Source organism: Agrobacterium salinitolerans (assembly GCF_027498475.1).
GTDB classification, from domain to species: domain Bacteria; phylum Pseudomonadota; class Alphaproteobacteria; order Rhizobiales; family Rhizobiaceae; genus Agrobacterium; species Agrobacterium salinitolerans.
Map to the genome: position 1 here is coordinate 1,394,528 of NZ_JAPZLN010000001.1, position 22,973 is coordinate 1,417,500.

Genomic DNA, 22,973 nt, shown 5'->3' on the forward strand with positions numbered 1-22,973 from the left:
GATCAATATTGGCCCTTGGGTTCCAGCCCGAGCATGCTCTGACCGATCATGGTGCCGACGGCGTCCCAGTTCATGCTGATATGGCGGCCGACCGCATTGGCATCGCGCCACGCCCGCTGCACCGGGTTGGAAAGATCGAGCCCGACGCCGCCGGTGGAATCGTTGAGCGCCTGCACGGCGCGCAGGGCGAGAGACACCGCAAAGGACTGGCCGCGGCGGCTGAGAAGGCGGTCATCCACGGTAAACTCCGCCCGACCTTCGATCCTCGCCTGCGAAAGCGCCTGCGCCCGGGCGACATCGCGCAGCAATATTTCGCAAGCCGCATCGACGCTCGCCGCTGCTTCCGCGACGCGCAGCTGGATGGTTGGAAATTCGGCCATGCGATTATTGCCGCCCGCCACCGCACCGCGCGTCACCCGGCTGCCGACGTGATCGACATAGGCGGCAAGCGCGCCCCTCGCCGCACCGACGCCCGTCGCCGCGAGACAGGAGGGGATTCCGGTCAGAAGCGGCATGTTGAACAGGCCTTCCTCCGCATAATAATGCCCGCCGGGCGTCTTCCCACTGGTGGCGTCGGGGAAGGTCAGAACCCGGTGTTTGGGAATAAAGACATCATCGAGAACGAGCGTCTTGGAACCCGTGCCGGCCAGGCCCACCACGTGCCAGGTGTCCTCAATCACATATTGCCCGGCGGGAACGAGCAAGAAGGCCGGAACCGGCTTTCCCTCGCCCTGCGGCGGCAGGATGGCGGCGCAGAGGGACCATTGCGCGTTCTCACAGCCTGAGGCGAAGGCCCATTTGCCGCTCAGGCGATAACCGCCATCGGCAAGCTCCGCCATCTTCACCGGCGCATAGGAACCGCACAGCAGTGCGTCGGGGTTTTCACCCCAGACATCGGCCTGCGCCTCTTCGGGAAACATCGCCAGAAGCCATTGATGGGCAGACAGCAGGCCGGCGACCCAGCCCGTCGACGCACAGGCGGCCGAAAGCTCGATATTGGCTTCCACCAGCTCGGCGAAATCGCCGCCGTTGCCGCCGAAGGCGCAGGGCTTGACGATATCGAAATAACCGATGCCGCGAAGCGCCTCGATGTGGCTGGCGGGAACGCGCCGGGCCTCCTCCGTCTGTCTGGCGCTCGCCCGGAAAAGATCGGCTATGCCGGCAACGCGGCTGGCGAGGCGGGCACGCGGGTTCGTTTGCACCGGCTGCGGCGCATGGCTCATATCGTTCATGATTGTCTCCTTGCGGGAATGCTCTGATCGCGGAAATTCAGGCAGGTTCGTGCGAGGGGCTTGCCGCGCAATATTGGGCGTTTTCGTAAAGCAGCGGCCGTGTCACCTCGCTGACATCGGCCGAAACAACCTGCCCGATGAAAACGGTATGGGTTCCGTAAGGCATGGCCGCGACCCGGCGGCAGGCGATGGCGGCATGGGCCGTGGGCAGATAGAGAACGCCATTGTCGTGGCGATGCCATTGACCGTCGCGGAAACGCTCTTCCGGCGACACCTTGCCGCTAAAGGCATCCGATACGGCAATCTGATCCTGCGTCAGCACATTGACGATGAAATCGGGCCGGCACAGCAACAGCTCATGCAGCAGGGTGCGATTGTTCAGGCAGACCAGCAGGGATGGCGGCTCCATCGAGACCGAAGTGACGGCCGTGACCGTCATGCCGTGATCGCGCTGATCACCCGAAGCACAGGCCGTGATAATCGTCACAGTCGCCGGAAAACGACGCATCGTTGAACGGAAATTTTGACCGACGCCTTCGGGCGCAAGGCTGCCGAGGCCAAACAATGCTGATGTCATGAGATCCTCCCAAATCCTGTGCTCTTATTTATTTGCATTTGCAACGTTTGTCAATGCAAATGTTATTCGCCATTTTTTGTGAAAGGGAGAACGCCGCATTCCCCCGTCTTATGGGGCGAAGCTATTGAAACGGATGGATTGTGCCGGTACAGCCGATAGGCGCACATCAGCATCTGCGCAGATGGCTCTCAAACGGGGATTTGCTCGTGTCCTATCAATTCACCGACTCGGTACCCTACCTGCTCAACTGGGTGGGCGTTCGGCTTGGCGAGCGCTTTTCCGTGAGACTGGCCTCCTATGACATTACCCTGCCGATGTACCGGGTGCTGGCCACATTGCGGCAGCAGGAGAGCAAGACGCTGACCGAGCTTTCGGACATGGTGTCGGTGGAGATTTCCACGCTTTCCCGGCTGGTGGGGCTGATGGTCCGGCGTAACCTCGTCAGCCGCGAACGACCGCTCGACAATGCGCGCATCGTGCGCATCACCCTCACCCCGAAGGGCGAGGAACTGGCCGATGAACTCATGCCCATCGCCGCCATGTTCGAAAAAACCGCGATCGAAGGCCTCGACCCGGCCGAAGTAAAACTCTTCAAAAGCATACTACGCCATATCGGCCGCAACATTGCCGGCCTCTGACACAGATAACCGGCGAACTAGCTAAGACCAACCGGCAGTCACGGCCCGCCCAGCGATCTTGCCGTGCAATGTACTTGCAACAAGCTGGTCCTATCCCTGCGGTATGTCCCCGCAGCTGAAAGGAATTCCCATGTCCAGCAGAGCCTCACTCGCAGTCCCGACAGCAATCATCCTTATCGCCGGCGCGTCCATGCTGCTCACGGCCTGCGCCTCAACCGTCATGAAAAGCTATATTGGCGCGCCCATTACCAGCGTGATGCTGGACTATGGGCCGCCAGACAATATTTATAGTCTGGGCCCCGGCCAGCAGGCCTTTCAATGGCGGAAGAAAAAGACACAGGTTGTTTCCGGGTCATCGAGTGGCGAGGTGCGGACAACGCGGCGCGGTGAGCGATATGAAGTGTCGGAAACGCCAGGTTATGTCGAACGCATCGATTGCTATTATACGTTCTATACGCGCAGTTCCGGCAACGAGTGGTACGTAACAAGTTTCCGGCAGCCGTCGCTTGAATGCGAATGATCATTTCCGGATTTCATCTGGCGCCGCCTGTTTTGCGGTCCATGTTATTGTACCGCCGCCTTCACCTCGAAAGCGGCGGCGTTCTTTTGAAAATTCTCCCTGGGCCTGTCATGGGGCGGGCCGATCAGAAACGATAGTTCAGGCCGGCCTTGATGACATGATCGCTGATATCGGTCTTCGACCTGCCGCTTGAAGTCGTCGTGGCCACATTTCCTGTGCTCACATAATTATATTCGAACTTTGCCGACAGGCCGCCGCCGAAGCTCTGTTCAACGCCTGCCCCGACTAGATAACCCTGTTTCCAGCCATCGGGACCCGTCACGCCATTGCCGTCCTTGAACTTCGTCGTGGTCAGGCCGGCAGTGCCGTAAATGAGCGTCTGGTCAAGCGCCACGCCGGCCTTCATCTTGGCCGCGCCACGGAAACGCTCCCGCAACCGGCCGTTCGGCACACGCGCCTCGTTCCCGAGATAGGACCCTTCGAGTTCCGCACCGACCACGCCCGAACCGAACTGGAAGTTATACCCGGCCTGCACACCGCCCGTCAGGCCGCGGCCGCTGGCCAGTGGGTTGAATTTCGGGGAGGAGACGCCACCATGCACACCCACATAGGCCCCGCCCCAGGAGAAGGCTGGCGTATTGCCATAATCGAAGGATTGCTGCGTATTGTAGTTGGTGAGATCAGCGGAGTAGGCATTGCCTGCAACCGCGACGGCGATGGTCACGGCGACAAGCGATTTCTTGATGATCGACATGAATGACTCCAGACGAAACCGATGCGCCATCTTGTGGCGCAGCCAAGTTTCAGTTCGCGTTGAAGAACCGGAAACCGGCTCCCGTTAGTCTGCTGCGCCAGCCGACATGACATGCGGATGCGTTCAGCAGATAAGGGGATTTTCCCCACGAGAATTGCGTCTGCATTACATCGGGCGAACTTTATTAGAAATTATTTATTTATTTAAATGGTTTGGATGTTTTTTCTTAACCGAATCGTAAGAAATTTCACTATCAGCGCGCGGTCGCAGCCCCTTTGGAAACTATCGATCGAATTTCGAGCCGGACACAGAAGCCGGGATTGAGATCGAGGAACAGAACACGGCCGCAATGAAGCTCCGCCGCCTTCTGGATCAGATTTAACCCAAGGCCTGCTCCGGGCGAATTCGTGTTGATACGGTGAAACGGCTCGAATACCTGCCCGCGCTCCGAAACGGCTATGCCCGGCCCTTCATCGCAGACCTCAATGGCTCCGGCCGGATCGATCCGGATCGTAATTGCGCCTTTGCCCCCGGCATGGTCTATCGCGTTGCGCACGAGATTGACGACCGCCATCTCGATGATCGAAGTCTGCACCGTGAAAACGACGTCGCCCACGCCTGGCTCGAAATCGAATTCGTAACCGGCATCCATCGCAATCGGGGCGAGATCGGTCGCGATGCGCTCGACAAGCCTATTGAGATCGCGCGGCTCAGCCGGCAGTTTCACCGCACCCACCGCCTGCATTTCCAGCAGCTGCTGCGCAACGCGGGTCAAGCGGTCGATATCGGCCCTGATCTGACGGCTCAGTGCATCATCGGGCAAGAGGTCGGCTCTGGTGCGTACGATTGCGATCGGAGTCCGCAGTTCATGCGCCGCATCGGCAAGAAAGCGGTTGCGGCGATTATACCCGTCATCGAGCCTCGACAGCGCGACGTTGAAGGCATCCACCAGCGGGATAATTTCAAGGGGAACTTTCGAACGGTCGATCCGCTCAGACCGGTTCTCGAAATCGATGGACTGCGCCTGTTTGACGGTTTCCATCAGCCCGCTCAAAGAGCGGCCGACCGCCCGAGGGGTCACGAGCAGTGTCGCGATGCCCGTCAGGATCAGCATGGGCACGACGGCGATGAGGATGATGAAACCCAGCGCTGGCAGCACGGTCAGCCAGCGGATGGCGCCCTCGGCATCCTTTTCCAGATCCAGCTGAACATTGATCCAGATACTTAGCCCGTCATTGGGAATTCCTTCCTCCGTCCCGGCAATGAACTGAAGCCGCCCGGCGGATGTATCCCGGTTTTCCACGGTGGCGCGCACTGTACCGGCCGCCTCCAGCCGCGCGCGGTCAAAACTCCAGGGAAAAGCCGCCGACAGGGCAGACGCCGGAACAACGCCGTATTGCAAGACGATGTCCTTGGCGTCCCGCACCACAAACCAGAGATTAGGATAGCGCCGTTTCAGCTCCGCCAGCTCCGGCGTCGCCGAAAGTTGCGGCCTGCCCTGTCCATCCTTCGTCACGCTCTCCGCGACAATTCGGGCGGCCTCTTCATTCGCACCTTCGAGCCGCGGATCGATGATCCATATCCAGCCTATGAGAAGGATGACGAAAAGCACGAGCAGAAACGCCTGCAATGCGAAAAGGCGCTTCATCAGCCCCCATCGCAGGGATCGATTGCGCTCCTGTGTCATGTCTTCAACCGGACGAGATAACCGATATTCCGCACGGCCCTTATCTCCACCGAGGCTTCCGCCTGCGCCAGCTTCTTCCTGATACGGGAAATGTGCGCATCGAGAGCGTTGGACTCGATCTCGTCATCGAGCGTATAGACCGCCTCGATCAGGTTCGCCCGCGTGACGATGCGGTTCGGACGACGCATCAGCGCCTCCAGCACCAGATATTCCCGACGCCGCAACTCGATGATGGAGCCGGCAATGCTGACCTCATTGCTGCGCGGATCGATGCTCAGATTTCCGAAATGCGCATATTTGTCGGAAAGAGAAGAGCCGCGTCTATGCAGAGCCCTGAGGCGAGCGAGCAGCTCCTCGATTGCAAAGGGCTTGGCAAGATAATCATCCGCTCCGGCATCGAGCCCGTCGACACGGTGATCGACACTTCCAAGCGCCGTCAGAACAAGGATAGGCACGGAATGCCTGCTCCGGCGAAGCGAAGCCACCAGATTCAGCCCCTCGCCATCGGGAAGGCGGCGATCCAGAACCAGAACATCGTATGACCCGTCCCGCGCAAGGGCTTCAGCATCGCTGATGGTGCGGACATGATCGGCAAGCACATCGCGCCGACGCAGGGCTTCAAGAAGCGCGCGCGCCATTTCGGGTTCATCCTCAAGAAGCAAGATACGCAATGACGTTCCCCAGATGAATCCTTGCCACCCTCACCACTGTTCGCTGAATGTTGCAGCTACATTGCACGAGGACGCACGGACAGTTCATCTTCTACCACCCTGCCTGCCAAAATCCGACGGCATTGCGTGTGTTTTCGCAAAAGGGAGGTCTTATGGACGTGTCGCCTAAGGTTTACGAACCCGGTCTGTACCCGTGTCTCGCATAAAACCGGTCAAGCTCACGCTGCTGCGGCATCTCACCGGTATAGATGGCGATATAGTCTGGAATCCTCTGCATCCGCACCGCCACATCTTCCTCGGACTGCATGGAAATGTAGCCGATCTGCACCAGATAGGTGGTCCGGGCACGCACATCCGCCGTGTTTTCATTGTGACCGAACCGCACGAACATGCGTGAAAGCGCCGCCATTCTCATCTCGTCAGCCTTGCGAACTTCCGCAAGAATCTCATCGGACTGAAGAGCCCAGCTTCGAACGGCGAACTCAAATCTGCTGTCGAAGAGCGAGGAATCCAGCCAGCAATCGAAAACATTCAGCATGGCTTCGGCCATCGTCTCGGCGTAGGCTTCGGATTGCGTGACGATGTTTCCGGTGTTTTTTTCCCGCCAGCGGGCGACGAGCGCGGCCAGCAATTCCTCCCGGTCCTTGAAGAACCAGTAGAAACTCGTGCGCGACAGATTTAGCTTCTTCGCCAACGGCAGGATTTTGACGGAATCCACGCCCGATTCCAGCAAAGCCTGATAGGCGGCCTCAAGCCACCCCTCCTGCGATCCACGCCAACCGGTGTCGTTCAATGTCGCTTCCATAACGAGTTCGTAGCAAATAGGCCTCTTCGCGACAAGCGGATGTACACCCATGTCGAAAAGAAAGACAATTGTGTTTTGTAAATTGACACAAGTGTACATTAACGCTTAGCCTTGAGATAGAAACCTTTTGGAGCAGGCTATGTCGAGCGATCCACTTCTGCAGCCCTACCAGCTAAAACACCTCACGCTGCGCAACCGCATCATCGTCACATCGCACGAACCCGCCTATCCCGAGGATGGCATGCCGAAGGGACGTTACCGCGCCTACACGGTGGAGCGGGCAAAGGGCGGCGTTGCGCTGACAATGACAGCCGGTTCCGCCGCTGTCTCCAGGGACAGCCCGCCCGTCTTCAACAATCTGCTCGCCTATAAGGATGAAATCGTCCCGTGGATCCGGGAAATGACCGACGCCGTGCATGAACAGGGTGCGGCGATCATGATCCAGCTCACACATCTCGGCCGCCGCACCCGCTGGGACAAGGGGGACTGGCTGCCAATCCTTGCGCCGTCTCATCATCGCGAAGCGGCGCATCGGGCTTTTCCGAAGAAGATCGAGGACTGGGATATCGAGCGTATCATCAAGGACTTCGCCGACGCCGCCGAACGCATGAAGGCGGGCGGAATGGACGGCGTGGAGCTGGAAGCCTATGGCCATCTGATCGACCAGTTCGTCTCGCCGCTGACCAATGAACTGGACGGTCCCTATGGCGGCCCACTCGAAAACCGCCTGCGCTTCTGTCTCGACGTCTTCAGGGCGATGCGCGAACGCGTGGGCGACGATTTCATCCTCGGTGTCCGTTATACCGCCGACGAATGTCTTGAGGGCGGCACCGGAAAGGCAGAGGGCATCGAAATCGCCAGACGATTGAAGGATAGCGGCCTGATCGACTATCTCAATGTCATCAGGGGCCATATCGATACCGACCCCGGCCTGACCGACGTCATCCCAATCCAAGGCATGGCCAACGCGCCGCATCTCGATTTCGCCGGTGAAATCCGCGCCGCGACCAGTTTCCCAACCTTCCACGCCGCCAAGATCCCCGATGTCGCCACCGCCCGCCACGCCATCGCCGCCGGCAAGGTGGACATGGTGGGCATGACCCGCGCCCACATGACCGACCCGCATATCGTGCGCAAGATCATGGAAAAACGCGAGGACGATATTCGCCCCTGCGTGGGCGCCAATTATTGCCTCGATCGCATCTATCAGGGCGGTCTCGCCTTCTGCATTCACAATGCGGCAACGGGCCGTGAGGAAACCATGCCGCACGAGATACCCAAAGCGGCGGAGCGCCGGAAGGTGGTGATCGTCGGCGCCGGTCCGGCCGGGCTCGAGGCCGCGCGCGTTTGTGCCGAACGCGGCCATGAGGTCGTTGTGTTCGAGGCCGCCAACAATCCCGGCGGCCAGATCCGGCTAACCGCGCAAAGCGAACGCCGCCGGGAAATGATCAGCATCATCGACTGGCGCATGAGCCAGTGTCAAAGGCTGGGCGTCACCTTCCACTTCAACAACTGGGCCGAAGCGGACACGGTTCTTTCGGAAAACCCTGACGTCGTTCTCATCGCCACCGGCGGTCTGCCGCACACCGATGTGCTTTCCAGCGGCGCCGATCTCGTCGTCTCGGCATGGGATATCATTTCCGGGGACGTCAAACCGGGAACGAATGTGCTGGTGTTCGATGACGCCGGCGATCACGCGGGCCTGCAGGCCGCCGAATTTCTGGCAAAGGCAGGCGCAAGGGTTGAGATCATGACGCCCGACCGCGCCTTCGCCCCGGAAGTCATGGCGATGAACCTCGTTCCCTATATGCGCTCGCTGCAAAAGCTCGACGTCACCTTTACCGTTACCTACCGGCTGGAAGCGGCCGAAAGAAATGGCAACCAGCTTGTCGCCCATGTCGGCAGCGACTATGGCGGCGTGGCGAAATCGAGAACCGTCGACCAGATCGTCGTCAACCACGGCACGATCCCGCTGGATGACCTTTATTTCGAACTCAAGCCCGGTTCGAAGAACCTTGGCGAAATCTCCTATGACGCCCTGCTTGCGGGAACGGCCCAGACGGTTGAGCGCAACCCGGAAGGCGCCTACCGGCTCTTCCGGATCGGCGATGCGGTCGCCGCGCGCAATACCCATGCGGCGATCTACGACGCGCTGCGTCTGGCAAAGGATATTTGAGACCGGCGCTCCCGACGGACAGAGGCAGAACAAATCTGCCTCTGTCGTCATGTAATCCTGAGTGCAGGAGCGGCTTCAAGCCTGAATCAAGGCAATGCCCCGGTTCTTGAACCCCAGCGTCACATTGCTCGCTGCCGGCAGGCTGGTCTCCACGGCATGGTCGACAATGAAAAGCGTACCGATATCGGTTTCCACCTCATATTCGACGTGACCGCCGAGGTAGGCGCTGTGCAGCACCCGGCCGGCAAGGCCCAGCCCGCCAGGCTGTCCGATGGAAATCGAGCCGGGACGCACAGCAAGTTTCGCCGGGCCGGGTTTTGCGTTGCGCGCCGAAACCCGATGATCGATGCCGCCAACGCGGATCAGTGCGTCCGAACCCTCAATGCTGATCACTTCGCAGCCGACAACATTCGCCTCGCCCATGAAATCGGCGATGAAGGCGGAGGCCGGGGCTTCGTAAAGATCGCGTGGCGCACCCGACTGAGCGATCTCGCCATCCTTCATCACGATGATCCGGTCGGAAACAGCCAGCGCCTCATCCTGATCATGCGTCACATAGACGGCAGTAAAGCCAAGCCGCTGCTGCAATTCGCGGATTTCCGTGCGGACCCGGCGGCGAAGGCGGGCATCGAGGTTGGAAAGCGGCTCATCGAGCAGCAGAACCTGCGGCTCGAGCACCAGAGCGCGGGCGACCGCGACACGCTGCTGCTGCCCGCCGGAAAGTTCGGCGGGCAGGCGATGCCCCATGCCGGCAAGGCCGACAAGCTTCAAACCCTCTTCCGCCTTTTCCCGCGCTTCCGCCTTGCGCAGCCCGGAGGATTGCAGGCCGTAGGCAACATTGTCGAGCGCCGTCATATGCGGGAAAAGCGCATAGGACTGGAAGACCATCGAGACATCGCGCTCATTGGCAGGCAGCATGGTCACATCCTTGTCGCCGATGAGGATACGGCCCGAGGTCGGATGCTCGAGGCCCGCCAGCATGCGCAGCGTCGTCGTCTTGCCGCAGCCGGAGGGACCGAGCAGCGTCACCAGCGTGCCGGGCTCAATGGTGAGCGACAGGTCGGGAATGGCGGTGAAGGCGCCGAAGGTCTTGCGGACATTCTGAAAGGTGACGGAGCCGGGCTTTACGGAAATCATGCGGTTTTCTCCTGGGCAAGAGGAACGGAGGAAGCAGAGGGCAGGCCGGCGACGCGGTTTTCACGCCGCAGGCGACGCTCGCCGACAATGAGCTGGAAGCCTGTGATGACGGTGATCATCACCACGATCAGCATGGAGGAATAGGCGATCGCCACCCCATATTCACCGTTCTCGACCAGGCCGACGATATAGGAGGTCGCCATGTTGTATTCGGCGCTGACGAGGAAGATGACAGCGCTGATGGACGTGATGGCGCGCACGAAGGAATAGACCAGCGCGGCCGTGATCGCGGGTCTCAAGAGCGGCAGGATGACCTTGCGGATGGTGCGGAAACTATTGGCCCGCAGCGTCAGCGAGGCCTCGTCGAGGCTCTTGTCGAGCTGGCTCATCGCCGCAATGCCGCCGCGCACGCCGACCGGCATGTTGCGGAACACGAAGCAAGCGATGAGGATGAGTGCCGATCCCGTCATTTCCACCGGCGGCAGGTTGAAGGCCATGATGTAGCTGACGCCGATGACCGTGCCGGGAATGGCAAAGCTCATCATCAGCGCGAATTCGAAGAGGTTCCGCCCGGCAAATTTCTGCCGCACGATGATATAGGCGGTCAAAAGACCGACGGCGGCGGTCAGCGGTGCGGAAACCAATGCGATCTTCATGGTCGTCCAGAACGAATTCCAGGCAACGCCTGTCCAGGCAATCGAGCCATTGGAGAAGCTGATGGAAAAGGCGCGGACGTAGTGGTCTAGGGTCAGGGAATTGTCGAGACCCCAGGTCTTCACGAAACCGCCCACAAGGATCATGCCATAAACAACGATGGTGAAGACCATCCACGGCACGACGACAGCGTGGACGCCGATGGACAGGCCACGCGGAAGCGCGATATGCGCGCCGCTGTCACCCTTGCCCGTCACCGTCGCAAAATTCTTGCCCGCCAGCCAGAAGCGCTGGGCAAGGAAGGCCGAAAGCGTGAAGCACAGCAGGATGATCGCCAGAACCGCAGCGCGGGACGGATCGTTCTGTGAGCCGACGACGGCAAAGAAGATTTCCGTCGACAACACGCCATGCGTGCCGCCGAGCACCAGCGGATTGCCAAAATCCGCCATGCTCTCGATGAAGCCGATCAGGAAGGCATTGGCGAGACCGGGCTTCATCAACGGCAGAGACACCCGCCAGAAGGTGCGCCAGCGGTCGGCGCGCAACGTCTGAGAGGCTTCTTCCATTGACGGGCTGACGCCTTCGACCACGCCGATCAGCACCAGAAACGAGATGGGCGTGAAGGACAGAACCTGTGCGATCCAGATGCCGGTCATGCCGTAAAGCCAGCGGCCCGGTTCTATGCCGAAGAGGTAAGAAAGCCATTCGGTGACAACACCGGCACGGCCGAAAAGCAGCGTCAACGCAAGTCCGATGACGAAAGGCGGCGTGATGATCGGCAGAACGGTGAGAAGGCGCAGGCCCTTCTTGAAAGGAAAGCGCGTGCGGGTGGCGATCAGAGCAAAGCCGAGACCGAGCACGGTCGAACCGAAGGCCGTCATCAAGGCAAGAAACAGCGTGCGCCAGGCAACGCCGCAACGCTCTTCCCCCGTAACGCAGCCAAGGCTCCAGATGCCGGGATCCTGAATATTGCGAATAAAACCATCGGCATTGAAGGAGCCGTCGAAATCCTGAACGGACGCGATCAGCATGCTGCCGATCGGATAGAAGACAAAAACCGCGACGAGGAAGACCAGAACCGAAATGGCGGCGACGACAAAGGCGTCGCCTTTCATGACTCCGCGTTCTGCAAGCCCGAAGGCGAAGAGAAGCACGAAGACCAGCGACATGACGACGGCACCGGCGCCCATGGAGGGTTGGCCGTCGGCAAGCATGCCGAAGAGGTTTTCGCTCGCCGTCCAGGTCCAGCCGCTGAAGCCGATCGCCAGCCCCTGCAAGGCGAGGAAAAAGAGACCGGCGGCGCCTATGAAGGCAAGCAACCCGCCACGCCGCATTGGATCACGCATCGGCCGAACAAGGCACGCGGCAAGGAAAAAGAGGACGATGCCGACGAGCCATGGTTTTCCATAGGACAATATTTGCAGCACACCGGGCGCATCGCTGGCCGAAGAGAAAAATCCGGACAGCCAGCGGAAGCTGAAAAAGCCGCCTTCGATGCGATACCAGGGGAGAAGAATGAGGGCAAAAGCCCCGAGCGCCAGGACGATGTCCAGCCTGCGATTGCCACGTGTCATGGCCGACCTCGCTTGTTTCATGCCGATGAAAGAGTGGCGGACACCCCGGCTTAAAAAGCCGGGATGCCTGTCGCCTGAGTTCAGATCAGTGGTTCAGATCAGTTTGCGATCGCACCGACTTCGCGGTCCCAACGCTCCAGCAACGACTTGCGCTTGGCCGGATCGCCATAGGTTTTGAAGTCATAGTCGATGAGCTTGATATCCTCGAACTTCGGCGCTTCCTTCGGCACTTCCGCCGTCTTGTTGGAGGGAAGCTGGAAGGACTTGGCGTCCTTCATGCGCGACTGGACTTCGGGCTTCAGCGCCCAGTCGTACCAGATCTTCGCATTGTCGAGATTGCGGGCGCCCTTGATGATCGACATCGAGCCGATCTCGTAGCCCGTGCCTTCGCACGGCGCGATGGATTTGACCGGAAAGCCTTCCGCCGTCTGCGCCACCGCATCGTGCATGAAGACGATGCCAAGCGCCGTTTCTCCGCGCGCCGCCGCCTTGACCGGCGCAGAACCCGACTTGGTATATTGCGAGATATTGGCGTTAAGCTTCTTCAGATAATCAATCGCCTGATCCTCGCCCATGATCTGCACGAGCGACGCGAGCGCCGTATAGGCGGTGCCGGACGAATTAGGATTGGCGATCTGGATTTCGCCCTTCAGCTCCGGCGCCAGCAGGTCGGCCCAGCACTTCGGCTCCTTGTAACCCTTGGACTTGAAGATTTCGGTATTGTAGCCCCAGCCAAGTGCACCGGCATAAACGCCGACAGTCTTGTAACCGGTGCTTTCCGCCTGCTTCACGGCCCAGTCCTGCAACTGGTCCAGCATCGGCGACTTGTATTCGAGCGTCAGGTTTTCGGATGCCGCCTGCATATGCGGATCGCCGGTGCCGGCCCACCAGATGTCTGTCTTCGGATTGCGGGCTTCCGCGCGAACCTTGGCGTAGGTCTCGCCTGAAGACAGGCGCACCATATTGACCTTGATGTCATGCGTCTTTTCGAAATCGCCCTTCATCTGCTCGCAGATGACGACATCGGCCGAGCAGATCAGGTTGAGTTCGCCCGCCGCCTGCGCGGAAACGGCGCTGAGTGCCGTGCCGGCAAAAAGCAGGGTGGAAAATATCGTCAGTCGCATGGTTATCCTCCTGTAGCTTGCGTCTGAATTCTTGGGCCGCGCGCAGACATGGCGCTGCCGGTCGCGGCGTCTTGCAGCACGCGCTGTCTCTTCGGGATGTTGGTTTTGGCCCTACTGGGTCTGGGTGGGGTGGATTTCGCTGTCGAAGCGGCTCAATAACCGACTTCGCTCTTCCGGCTGTCCGAAGGTGGCGAAATCGTAATCCACCATCTTGATCATCGATATGTCAGGTGCGGTCAGCGGCAATGTCGCCCGGGCATTGGAAGGAACCTGGTTCTGGCCGGCCTGGGCCCCGGTCGCCTGCCCTTCCGGGCTCAGCGCAAATTCCACGAAATCCTGTGCAAGGGCCGAATTGCGATTGCCCTTGACGATGCTCACAGCCCCGATTTCATAACCGGTGCCCTCGCACGGCGCGACGATGACCAGCGGAAAACCTTCGATCTTCTGGGTCACGGCATCGTGCATGAAGGAAATCCCGATCATGATCTCGCCCCGCGCCGCCGCCTTGACGGGCGCAGCGCCCACCTTGGTATAGCTCACGACATTCTGGTTGAGTTTCGCCATGAAACCGAAAGCCTCCTCCTCGCCAAACAGCTGGACGAGGGTGGCCAGCATGGTGAAGGCCGTACCGGAATAGTTCGGATTGCCGGTCAGGATATGGCCGCGATAGACATCCTTCGCCAGGTCCTTCCAGCAGGTCGGCGCTGGCAGATTGTTCTTCGCAAGCATTTCCGAATTATAGGCAAAACCCAGCGCGCCAGCATAAATTCCCGCAGACCGCGATCCCGACATTACCGAGAAATTCTGCGCCCAGGGCAACAAATCCTGCTGGTGGACGGGCCGGTATTCATCCAGCAATCCTTCCGAGCCGGCCTGCAAATGGGTGTCGCCGGTACCGCCCCACCAGACATCGACAGTGGGATGGGATCGTTCGGCGCGAATCTGGTCGAGGATTTCACCGGTGCTCTTTCGCACCATCGAAATCTCGAGCCCGGTCCTGGCTTCGAAAGCCTGCTTCATGGTCAAACACCAGGCCTCGTCGACGCCGCACAGGACGTTCAACTTCGGCTCGGCCATGCCATGCCCTGCGCCGCACAGCCATAGGACCATGCTCGCCGCAAGTGCGGTCAATGCTTTCAATTAAGCCTCCCTGCCTGGAACCTCCCCGTTCCAGTCTCCACCAACAGCATGTCACATCCAGCCCGCACCGCAATCGAAGAATGGTTACCAATCTTTCACCGCACCGCCGAACAAGATTACAGATATTACATTTATGACAGCAGCGATAACCAGCGAGCCTTTGAAGATCGCCGCTGCCATGCCTATGATGGTGATGGGAGGAAAGTGCAGTGCTTAATCAGAAGGTTCGCATTCTGATCGTCGAGGACGATCCGGATATGGCCGAGCTCATCTCGGACCTCATTGAGGCGGAGGGCTGGCTACCCACCTGCGCGCGCTCCGCCGAGGAGGCGGACGAGATATTGGCGCGCGAAAGGATGCAGCTTGTGCTCGTCGATCACAATCTGCCCGGCACGTCCGGACGCACCTTCGCCCAGCGGCTGCGCAGCCAGATCGACATCGGTATCGTCATGGTCACCGCCGCCGGCAGCGCCGCTGACCGGGTTCTCGGTCTGGAAACAGCCGCCGACGATTATGTTGTCAAACCCTTCGAACCGATCGAACTCACCGCCCGGATCAAGGCCGTCCTGCGGCGAACGATCCCTTCGCTGAAACAGGACAAGGACAGCGATCAAGGGCGCGGGGCGCTGTGCCTTGGCGACTGGGCGATCGATCTCGACGCCCGCCGGGCGGTCTGCCTGAGCGATCATAGCCGAACGCTGACGACTGCGGAGTTCGCGCTGCTGGAAATACTGGCGCAAACACCCAACCAGCCCGTCAGCCGCTCCCAGATCCTCGACAGGCTGGGTTCGGAAAGCGACCGTTATATCGACCGAAATGTCGACGTGCTGGTTTTGCGGCTCAGGCGCAAGATCGAGATAAACCCCGACCTGCCGCGCCACATCAAGACGCGGCGCGGCAAGGGTTATGTTCTGCATACCGACGAGGGCGAGCTTTCCCCGTGATCAGCCGCTCCTTCCTGTCCTCCATCGCCTTCCGCCTGCCCTTTGCGATCGTCTTTACCTGCCTCCTCGTCTTCAGCCTTTCCGCCATCGCCATTTATGGTCTGCAGCGCGCCCGCGATGAAATGGCGGCTTATGGGTTGCAGGCCTTTTCCAGTCTCGCCAAGGCTTCGCTGGTCTCGCGGCAGGTCTCCGATCTCGTCTCCAGCGCACCGTTTCTGATGAACGCCGCCTCACCCTACCGCGTTTCCAGCGAAAGCCGCTCGGTGGTCCAGCAGGTCGATATTTTGCTCGAAATGACAGGATCGGGCGGCGGCGAACGGATTACCCGCGGCTTTGCCAGCGAACGCATCGTTGAACTCCTCCAGATTATCCGGGAACAGACGCTCGATCTTGCGAAGGATGCCGATGCGGCACAGGGCCATAAAGCGGAAGCGGCAGCAGCACTCGGCGAAATCGCCACCGGTCAGGGCATCTTAGATCCGGAACTGCGCCGGCGAATGAACGGCATCGTGCAGGCCGCATCCGCATCCGACAGCCTCTTCCAGCTTGGTGAACTGCGCCGCCGTTACGTGGCGGAAACAACAGCGCGCCAACAGGGCTATCCCGGCGAACGCCTGCCCGTGTCCGAGCTGCACCCCTATGAGCGGGTCTTCGAGGCCCAGAGCCGCTACCTTCTGGAAATGTTCGCCATCCGTGCCTCGGTGTCCCGTCTTCACACCGTGTCGCGCGATCTTTCCCACGCAACCGAGACCCAGGGCGATGCGGTTGCGCGCAGGCTGAACGAAGACCTGATTTCGACCTCCGATGCTCTCAACCGACTGTTGATCATTGTCGCCGTCGCCTCGCTTCTGGTTCTCATCGTGGCGATCTTCTCGATCCGCTCAGTGATGCGTGTCTCGCGCGGGATAGTGACGCTCTCCAACGGCATGAATGCCCTTGCGAAAGGAAATAAGGATGTCGGCCCGCCCTCGTATACTGGTCCCGAGACGGAGTTGATCCGGCTGCTCGATGCGTTTCGCGCCTTCCATGACAGCGTCGACCGCGTCTCGCGCCTCAGGCGCACGGCGGAAGCGGCAGCCCGGACCATCCGCTCGACATTCCGCACCATGAATGAGGGAATAGCACTCTTCGATCCGGCCGGCAGGCCCATCACCATGAACCGCCGCATCATCGAACTCGTCGGACGCTCCGGCTCATCGCGAAAACTGCCGCTTCGCCGGTTTGTCGAGCCGATCCCGGAAATCGACCCGGCCCTGCTGCCCTTCGAGGCAGAGCGGGGAGAACTGCTCGACCGCGCAGTCCTGCGCCACCGCACTGACGATCAGCGGGTGATCGAAGTATCGATGTCGCGCCAGCCGGACGGCGGCATCGTGCTGCTCGCCCGCGATGTGACCGCGCTCGATCGCCAGGAAGCGGAAGCCGTCAAAGCCCAGAGACTTGATGGCATCATGCGCATGACCCACCAGGTCAGCCATGAGGTGGGCAACATGATCGGCATCATCACCGGCAGCCTCGGTCTTCTGGAGCGGGAGGCCGGTTTCAACGACCGCCAGAAGCGGCACATCGCCCGCATCCGCAAGGCGGCGGATCGCGGCCGCTCTCTGGCCAGCAGCATGCTTACCATCGGCAGCCAGCAACCGATACATCCAAGCGTCATCAATGTCGCCAGCCTGCTGCGCGGCATGGCCGATATTCTCGAAATCGCTGTCGGCCCCAAATGCCGGATCGCGCTCCATATCGATGACGATCTTCCCTCGATACCGCTGGACCCGGCCCTTTTCGAACAATCCATCCTCAATCTCTGCCTGAACGCCGCAGCCGCCATGCCCGATGGCGGCCTGATTTCAATCGAGGCCGCTTCGGGCAAAGATTCGCTGGTGATCGCTGTCGCCGACGAGGGCATCGGCATGACGCCGGAGGCCGTGGACAAGGCCTTCGAGCCCTATTTCACCACGCGGGGCGACCATGGCGGCGCAGGTCTCGGCCTCGCCATGGTCTACGGTTTCGTGCGCCAGAGCGGCGGCGAAGCGCATATCACTTCCAGACCCGGCGAAGGCGCAAGGGTTGAACTGACCTTCCCGGCAAATGCCGGCCACACCTAGCGGGCAAGCTGTGCGGATTCGATCGAATCCGCCAGTATCTCCAGCCCAAGATCGATTTCCGGCTCGGATACCGTCAACGCCGGCGCAATGCGGAAGACGCCGCCCATGCCGGGCAGCTTGACGATGTTCATGCTGAGGCCACGCAACATCGCCTCCTGCATGATGCGTGCACCGAGTTCGAAACCCGGGGCTTTCGTATGCCGGTCGGCGACGACTTCAAGTCCGAGTAAAAGCCCGCGCCCGCGCACGTCACCAACGCATTCGAAGCGCTGCTGCAACGAGAGCAACCCCTCCTTCAAACGGTTTCCGCGGGCAATCGCCTGTTCCACCAGCCCATCGCGTGCCACCACATCGAGAACCGTCACGCCGACAGCCGCCGGCAGGGGATCGGAAACATGGGTCGTATAGAACAGGAAACCCCTCTCGAAGGCCTTCTGTTCGACCTCCGCGCTCGTCATCACCGCCGCAAGCGGCAGGCCGGCGCCGAGTGTCTTCGACAGCGTCATGATATCGGGGGTCACACGATCGCGCTGGAAGGCGAACATATGCCCGGTTCGGCCAACACCGGTCTGGGCTTCATCGAGGATGAGCAGCATGCCGCGCTCCTCGCACTTTTTCTTTAGCGCAGCGAGATAGCCGACCGGCAGTTCGAGGATACCGCCACTCGACAGGATCGGTTCGGCAATGAAGGCGGCAAGATTGCCGGTCGACTGGCGATCGATCAGTTCGAAGGCATCGTCGAGTTCCGCTTGCCAGTCATTCGATCCATCGGGATTCTTGAAGCGCGGACGATAGGCGTTCGGCGCGGGAATAACGAGTGAGCCAGCCGCGGCAGGGCCATAGCCCCTGCGGCCGGCACTATAGGTAGCGGAGGCCGCAGCGCCCGTCATGCCGTGCCAACTCTGCGCGAAAGCGACGATTTCATGCCCGCCGGTCACGAGCTTCGCCATGCGGATCGCCGCCTCGTTGGACTCAGCCCCGGTGGTCAGCAATTGCACACGATCGAGACCAGGCGCAAGCGCCGCCAGCCGCGCCGCCAAGTCGACGACCGGGCGAGACAACATGCCCGAGAATAGATGCGCGACCGATGCCATCTGCCGGTTGACGGTGGCGACGATATCCGGATGGGTATGCCCGAGCAACGCGCTCATCTGGCCGGAGGTGAAATCGAGAATGGCGCGCCCATCCGCATCATAGACGAAACTTCCCTCAGCCCGCTCGACGATGATCTCCTCGAAGGCCGGTCCGTAGCGCGTCAGATGTTTATTGGCGGCCTCCCAGAAAGCCGGTTCGTCATTGAGCGAGGCGAAGGTCTTCGCAGGCTTGTCCATGGCACATTCCCCAAAAGTTTATCTTGCGGAAACATAACCCCCCATTGCCCCCTCAGTCCAATTGATAGTATTATACTCCGGTATCGATAATCTTGATATCACCATGCTCGATCTCACCCTGCTGAAGAACTTCATCATCGTCGCTCGCGCCGGCTCCATCAGTGTCGCCGCAATGCAGATTGGCCGCACCCAATCTGCGCTCAGCACGCAGATGCAGCGGCTGGAAGGGCTGGTAGGCCATATCCTGCTGCAGCGAACGGGTTCTGGAGTGCGTGTAACCGCAGCGGGAGAGAGACTGCTTGCCCATGCCAGCGCCCTGCTTGCCCGGCATGACGAAATCCTTGCCGATATGGGCCAGGCGACGCTGCAGGGAACCGTCAGCCTTGGCTGCCCTGAAGATTATTCCATTGCCTTCCTGCCGGAACTGCTAAGAGGCTTCTTCGGCACCTACCCTAAAATCGACCTGCGCATGGTCTGTGCGCCCACGACGGAATTGCGTCCCCTCCTGCAGCGCCGCCAGATCGACATGGCCCTGGTTTCGCAATCCGATCCGGATCACCGCGATGTGCTCCGCAGGGAAAGTTTCGTCTGGGTGGCGGACAGGCCTGAGCCGGATCTCCTCGCCAAGGATGTGCTGCCGCTCGCACTCTCCGCGCCCGTGACGCTGGATCACCGCGCGGCGTGCGCCGCCATGGAAACCGCCAATCGCCGCTACCGCGTCGCCTTCGCCAGCAACAGCCTTTCCGGCCTCATCGCAATCGCGCGCTCCGGCCACGCCATCAGCGTGCTGACAAGGACAGCCGTTCCAGCCGACCTTCATATCGTCAAAAACGGGCTACCACCCCTACCGACGATCGGCATTGCCATCGAGTTTGCCGACGCGCAGACATCTTCAGCAGCCAGGGCGCTGGGTAACCACATCCGCACCGTCCTTCCGGATCTCAGCCTTTAGCCTGGAGCGTTCCCGCAACCCGCATATCCGGCTTTTCCACCATCTCAGGTGACAAAAGGCTGGAAATCGGGCCGATCATTGCAGGCGCAGAGCTGAAGTGTTTTCATCAGTCCAGAAACGCAAAAAGCCCTTGCGTGGCAAGGGCTTGGCGCAATCACAGGGATCGTTGGTTGCGGGGGCAGGATTTGAACCTGCGGCCTTCAGGTTATGAGCCTGACGAGCTACCGGGCTGCTCCACCCCGCGTTACCAGCGCATTCGGCGAAGCCGAATGTCGCGTCTGCGTCGTTGCTTTAGCGACGACGGAACTCTGGCGGAGTAAATTGCGGAGCAATTTATCTCCTTTAAGGGGCGCACATGATTTTGTACGCCATTTTTATTGCCTTTAAATCTTTGCCTTGAATGACAAAAGGCCGCATGTAGCGGCCCTTTTTGTCGGCTGGGCCGAAGAGTGTGATTGAGAAGATTTTGAGTTGCGTTTTGCAGACCTGGCAGCGACCTACTCTCCCGCGTCTTGAGACGAAGTACCATTGGCGCTGGGGCGTTTCACGGCCGTGTTCGGAATGGGAACGGGTGCGGCCGCCCCGCGATAACCACCAGGTCGGCAAAACGCAACATATGATCCATGCGTTTCGCATGGATCATATGATTGCTTGTTTATTGGTGTACCTTATCCTGTTCGCTTGCCGCTCACAGGGGACACCAATTGGCCATACGGTCACCTCGCATATGAGGCAACGTCTGATCCAAGCGATCACAGACCATGTTTTCACATGGAAACTGTTGTTTCGAGAAGCTGGGTGGCATTGCCACTTTTTATCTTAATTACACGTCTTTCTGTGACCTGTCGGTATTCCACCTTTGCTCAACAATGAGCATGGCAGCCATACAGACCAGAGGTCGTCGCGCCCTGTGGCGCGGCCCGTCCGGAGCCCTTCGGGCGTCAGGACAGAAGATGATGTCATCGAACTTTGTTCGATGAACATAATCAATGGGAACGAAGAAGTCGATCGAGCTATTAGTAACGGTAAGCTTCACACATTGCTGTGCTTCCACACCCGTCCTATCGACGTGGTCGTCTTCCACGGCTCTGATAGGGAACACTCGTTTTCAGGTTGGTTTCCCGCTTAGATGCCTTCAGCGGTTATCCATTCCGTATATAGCTACTCTGCTATGCCCTTGGCAGGACAACAGATCCACCAGAGATACGTCCATCCCGGTCCTCTCGTACTAGGGACAGATCCTGTCAATATTCCTACACCCACGGCAGATAGGGACCGAACTGTCTCACGACGTTCTGAACCCAACTCACGTACCGCTTTAAATGGCGAACAGCCATACCCTTGGGACCTGCTCCAGCCCCAGGATGCGATGAGTCGACATCGAGGTGCCAAACAACCCCGTCGATATGGACTCTTGGGGGTCATCAGCCTGTTATCCCCGGCGTACCTTTTATCCGTTGAGCGATGGCCCTTCCACACGGGACCACCGGATCACTATGACCGACTTTCGTCTCTGCTCGACTTGTCAGTCTCGCAGTCAGGCTAGCTTATGCCATTGCACTCGACGACCGATTTCCGACCGGTCTGAGCTAACCATCGCGCGCCTCCGTTACTCTTTCGGAGGCGACCGCCCCAGTCAAACTACCCACCATACACTGTCCCGGATCCGGATAACGGACCGCGGTTAGACATCCACGAAGATAAGGGTGGTATTTCAAGGATGGCTCCACAGAAACTGGCGTCCCTGCTTCAAAGCCTACCACCTATCCTACACATGCCTTGGCGAATGCCAGTGTAAAGCTATAGTAAAGGTGCACGGGGTCTTTCCGTCTGACCGCAGGAACCCCGCATCTTCACGGGGAATTCAATTTCACTGAGTCTATGTTGGAGACAGCGGGGAAGTCGTTACGCCATTCGTGCAGGTCGGAACTTACCCGACAAGGAATTTCGCTACCTTAGGACCGTTATAGTTACGGCCGCCGTTTACTGGGGCTTCAGTTCAGAGCTTGCACCCCTCCCTTTAACCTTCCAGCACCGGGCAGGCGTCAGACCCTATACGTCGTATTGCTACTTCGCAGAGCCCTGTGTTTTTGATAAACAGTCGCTACCCCCTGGTCTGTGCCACCCCATCATACTTGCGTACAAAAGGGTCACGCTTCTTCCGAAGTTACGCGTGCAATTTGCCGAGTTCCTTCAACATAGTTCTCTCAAGCGCCTTGGTATACTCTACCTGACCACCTGTGTCGGTTTCGGGTACGGTCTATACGGTGGAGCTATTTCCTGGAACCTCTTCGCCGCCCAACCAATCCAATAAGGTTGAACAACACACGAGATCCGTCACTACCACCAGGCCCACGAATATTAACGTGGTTCCCATCGACTACGCGTGTCCGCCTCGTCTTAGGGGCCGGCTAACCCTGCTCAGATTAACTTTAAGCAGGAACCCTTGGTCTTTCGGCGAGGGAGTCTCTCACTCCCTTTATCGTTACTCATGTCAACATTCGCACTTCCGATATCTCCAGCAGCCCTCACGGGTCCGCCTTCACAGACTTACGGAACGCTCCGCTACCACTGAAGCAACCCGAAGGTTGCCACAATCCTCAGCTTCGGTGCATGGCTTTAGCCCCGTTACATTTTCGGCGCAAAGACCCTTATTTAGACCAGTGAGCTGTTACGCTTTCTTTAAATGATGGCTGCTTCTAAGCCAACATCCTGGTTGTTTTGGGATCCTCACATCCTTTCCCACTTAGCCATGACTTGGGGACCTTAGCTGGAGGTCAGGGTTGTTGCCCTTTTCACGACGGACGTTAGCACCCGCCGTGTGTCTGCCGACTAGTACTCCTCGGTATTCGGAGTTTGGTTAGGATCAGTAAGACGGTGAGTCCCCATAGCCCATCCAGTGCTCTACCCCCGAGGGTATAAGGTCGACGCTCTACCTAAATAGATTTCGCGGAG

17 protein-coding genes, 1 tRNA gene and 2 rRNA genes (1 of these 20 cut by a window edge) are annotated in these 22,973 nt (G+C 59.5%); 6 read left to right on the forward strand and 14 right to left on the reverse strand.

Going from position 1 to position 22,973, the window contains the following annotated elements:
* Window positions 1-2: 2 nt before the first annotated feature.
* Entirely contained in the window at window positions 3-1,232 is a 1,230-nt protein-coding gene (gene graA / locus O9X91_RS06765; protein ID WP_269833954.1) for an FADH(2)-dependent resorcinol hydroxylase oxygenase component, read from the reverse strand.
* Window positions 1,233-1,269: 37 nt separating this feature from the next.
* A complete protein-coding gene (gene graD, locus O9X91_RS06770; RefSeq protein ID WP_269833953.1) occupies window positions 1,270-1,809 on the reverse strand; it encodes an FADH(2)-dependent resorcinol hydroxylase reductase component in 540 nt (179 codons plus the stop codon).
* A 206-nt stretch (window positions 1,810-2,015) separates the two neighbouring features.
* On the opposite strand from graD, the gene O9X91_RS06775 reads away from it, so the two are divergent.
* Together O9X91_RS06775 and O9X91_RS06780 are read left to right on the forward strand one after the other, a co-directional pair.
* Window positions 2,016-2,447, forward strand: coding sequence for a MarR family winged helix-turn-helix transcriptional regulator (locus O9X91_RS06775; protein ID WP_004433168.1), 432 nt, complete (start codon window positions 2,016-2,018; stop codon window positions 2,445-2,447).
* Between the two features lie 130 nt (window positions 2,448-2,577).
* On the forward strand, window positions 2,578-2,967 hold the full coding sequence (locus tag O9X91_RS06780; protein WP_142913583.1) for a hypothetical protein: 390 nt from the start codon (window positions 2,578-2,580) through the stop codon (window positions 2,965-2,967).
* 124 nt (window positions 2,968-3,091) lie between these two features.
* Here the strand turns inward: O9X91_RS06780 and O9X91_RS06785 are convergent, their stop codons facing one another.
* The 4 genes from O9X91_RS06785 to O9X91_RS06800 all read right to left on the reverse strand — a co-directional run bounded on the left by O9X91_RS06785 (window position 3,092) and on the right by O9X91_RS06800 (window position 6,884).
* Complete coding sequence (locus O9X91_RS06785; RefSeq protein WP_142913582.1) at window positions 3,092-3,721, reverse strand: outer membrane protein; 630 nt, start codon at window positions 3,719-3,721, stop codon at window positions 3,092-3,094.
* A gap of 253 nt (window positions 3,722-3,974) precedes the next feature.
* The gene (locus O9X91_RS06790; RefSeq protein WP_193559325.1) at window positions 3,975-5,369 is read right to left on the reverse strand and encodes a sensor histidine kinase; all 1,395 of its coding nucleotides are present in this window, start codon (window positions 5,367-5,369) and stop codon (window positions 3,975-3,977) included.
* Window positions 5,370-5,404: 35 nt separating this feature from the next.
* Window positions 5,405-6,079, reverse strand: a complete 675-nt coding sequence (locus O9X91_RS06795; protein WP_142913580.1) for a response regulator transcription factor — start codon at window positions 6,077-6,079, stop codon at window positions 5,405-5,407.
* Window positions 6,080-6,251: 172 nt separating this feature from the next.
* Window positions 6,252-6,884, reverse strand: coding sequence for a TetR/AcrR family transcriptional regulator (locus O9X91_RS06800; RefSeq protein WP_162520551.1), 633 nt, complete (start codon window positions 6,882-6,884; stop codon window positions 6,252-6,254).
* A 139-nt stretch (window positions 6,885-7,023) separates the two neighbouring features.
* Between O9X91_RS06800 and O9X91_RS06805 the strand changes: the two genes are divergently transcribed.
* Entirely contained in the window at window positions 7,024-9,060 is a 2,037-nt protein-coding gene (locus O9X91_RS06805; RefSeq protein WP_142913579.1) for an NADH:flavin oxidoreductase, read from the forward strand.
* 75 nt (window positions 9,061-9,135) lie between these two features.
* On the opposite strand, the gene O9X91_RS06810 is transcribed toward O9X91_RS06805, so the two are convergent.
* The 4 genes from O9X91_RS06810 to O9X91_RS06825 form a co-directional block, all read right to left on the reverse strand.
* On the reverse strand, window positions 9,136-10,197 hold the full coding sequence (locus O9X91_RS06810; RefSeq protein ID WP_142913578.1) for an ABC transporter ATP-binding protein: 1,062 nt from the start codon (window positions 10,195-10,197) through the stop codon (window positions 9,136-9,138).
* On the reverse strand, window positions 10,194-12,425 hold the full coding sequence (locus tag O9X91_RS06815; RefSeq protein ID WP_077981588.1) for an ABC transporter permease: 2,232 nt from the start codon (window positions 12,423-12,425) through the stop codon (window positions 10,194-10,196). The genes O9X91_RS06810 and O9X91_RS06815 overlap by 4 nt, the downstream gene beginning before the upstream one ends.
* Window positions 12,426-12,523: 98 nt before the next feature.
* Window positions 12,524-13,549 carry an ABC transporter substrate-binding protein gene (locus O9X91_RS06820; RefSeq protein WP_077981331.1) on the reverse strand — a complete coding sequence of 342 codons (1,026 nt, stop codon included), beginning with the start codon at window positions 13,547-13,549 and terminating at the stop codon, window positions 12,524-12,526.
* Between the two features lie 111 nt (window positions 13,550-13,660).
* Window positions 13,661-14,659, reverse strand: a complete 999-nt coding sequence (locus O9X91_RS06825; protein ID WP_142913667.1) for an ABC transporter substrate-binding protein — start codon at window positions 14,657-14,659, stop codon at window positions 13,661-13,663.
* 239 nt (window positions 14,660-14,898) lie between these two features.
* On the opposite strand from O9X91_RS06825, the gene O9X91_RS06830 reads away from it, so the two are divergent.
* Both O9X91_RS06830 and O9X91_RS06835 read left to right on the forward strand, forming a co-directional pair.
* Complete coding sequence (locus tag O9X91_RS06830; RefSeq protein WP_137410927.1) at window positions 14,899-15,633, forward strand: response regulator transcription factor; 735 nt, start codon at window positions 14,899-14,901, stop codon at window positions 15,631-15,633.
* A complete protein-coding gene (locus O9X91_RS06835) occupies window positions 15,630-17,735 on the forward strand; it encodes a sensor histidine kinase (protein WP_137410928.1) in 2,106 nt (701 codons plus the stop codon). The genes O9X91_RS06830 and O9X91_RS06835 overlap by 4 nt, the downstream gene beginning before the upstream one ends.
* On the opposite strand, the gene O9X91_RS06840 is transcribed toward O9X91_RS06835, so the two are convergent.
* Complete coding sequence (locus O9X91_RS06840) at window positions 17,732-19,066, reverse strand: aspartate aminotransferase family protein (RefSeq protein ID WP_142913577.1); 1,335 nt, start codon at window positions 19,064-19,066, stop codon at window positions 17,732-17,734. The two genes, O9X91_RS06835 and O9X91_RS06840, sit on opposite strands and share 4 nt — an antisense overlap.
* Window positions 19,067-19,169: 103 nt before the next feature.
* Here O9X91_RS06840 and O9X91_RS06845 point away from each other — a divergent pair, with 103 nt between their 5' ends.
* Window positions 19,170-20,018: a LysR family transcriptional regulator gene (locus tag O9X91_RS06845; protein ID WP_193559324.1), complete on the forward strand. Its 849-nt coding sequence runs from the start codon at window positions 19,170-19,172 to the stop codon at window positions 20,016-20,018.
* A 167-nt stretch (window positions 20,019-20,185) separates the two neighbouring features.
* Here O9X91_RS06845 and O9X91_RS06850 read toward each other — a convergent pair.
* The 3 genes from O9X91_RS06850 to O9X91_RS06860 form a co-directional block, all read right to left on the reverse strand.
* Window positions 20,186-20,262: transfer RNA gene (locus O9X91_RS06850), tRNA-Met, on the reverse strand.
* A 240-nt stretch (window positions 20,263-20,502) separates the two neighbouring features.
* Window positions 20,503-20,617 (reverse strand): 5S ribosomal RNA (gene rrf, locus O9X91_RS06855).
* Window positions 20,618-21,013: 396 nt separating this feature from the next.
* A 23S ribosomal RNA gene (locus O9X91_RS06860) occupies window positions 21,014-22,973 on the reverse strand; it runs 1,099 nt beyond the window's last position.

Bases quoted from the DNA above. Each gene is read 5' to 3' on its own strand.
- O9X91_RS06820 (WP_077981331.1), bottom strand. From the start codon at position 13,549: ATGCGACTGACGATATTTTCCACCCTGCTTTTTGCCGGCACGGCACTC.
- O9X91_RS06825 (WP_142913667.1), bottom strand. From the start codon at position 14,659: ATGGTCCTATGGCTGTGCGGCGCAGGGCATGGCATGGCCGAGCCGAAG.
- O9X91_RS06785 (WP_142913582.1), bottom strand. From the start codon at position 3,721: ATGTCGATCATCAAGAAATCGCTTGTCGCCGTGACCATCGCCGTCGCG.
- O9X91_RS06810 (WP_142913578.1), bottom strand. From the start codon at position 10,197: ATGATTTCCGTAAAGCCCGGCTCCGTCACCTTTCAGAATGTCCGCAAG.
- O9X91_RS06780 (WP_142913583.1), top strand. From the start codon at position 2,578: ATGTCCAGCAGAGCCTCACTCGCAGTCCCGACAGCAATCATCCTTATC.
- O9X91_RS06815 (WP_077981588.1), bottom strand. From the start codon at position 12,425: ATGACACGTGGCAATCGCAGGCTGGACATCGTCCTGGCGCTCGGGGCT.
- O9X91_RS06805 (WP_142913579.1), top strand. From the start codon at position 7,024: ATGTCGAGCGATCCACTTCTGCAGCCCTACCAGCTAAAACACCTCACG.
- O9X91_RS06845 (WP_193559324.1), top strand. From the start codon at position 19,170: ATGCTCGATCTCACCCTGCTGAAGAACTTCATCATCGTCGCTCGCGCC.
- O9X91_RS06800 (WP_162520551.1), bottom strand. From the start codon at position 6,884: ATGGAAGCGACATTGAACGACACCGGTTGGCGTGGATCGCAGGAGGGG.
- graD (WP_269833953.1), bottom strand. From the start codon at position 1,809: ATGACATCAGCATTGTTTGGCCTCGGCAGCCTTGCGCCCGAAGGCGTC.
- O9X91_RS06840 (WP_142913577.1), bottom strand. From the start codon at position 19,066: ATGGACAAGCCTGCGAAGACCTTCGCCTCGCTCAATGACGAACCGGCT.
- O9X91_RS06790 (WP_193559325.1), bottom strand. From the start codon at position 5,369: ATGAAGCGCCTTTTCGCATTGCAGGCGTTTCTGCTCGTGCTTTTCGTC.
- graA (WP_269833954.1), bottom strand. From the start codon at position 1,232: ATGAACGATATGAGCCATGCGCCGCAGCCGGTGCAAACGAACCCGCGT.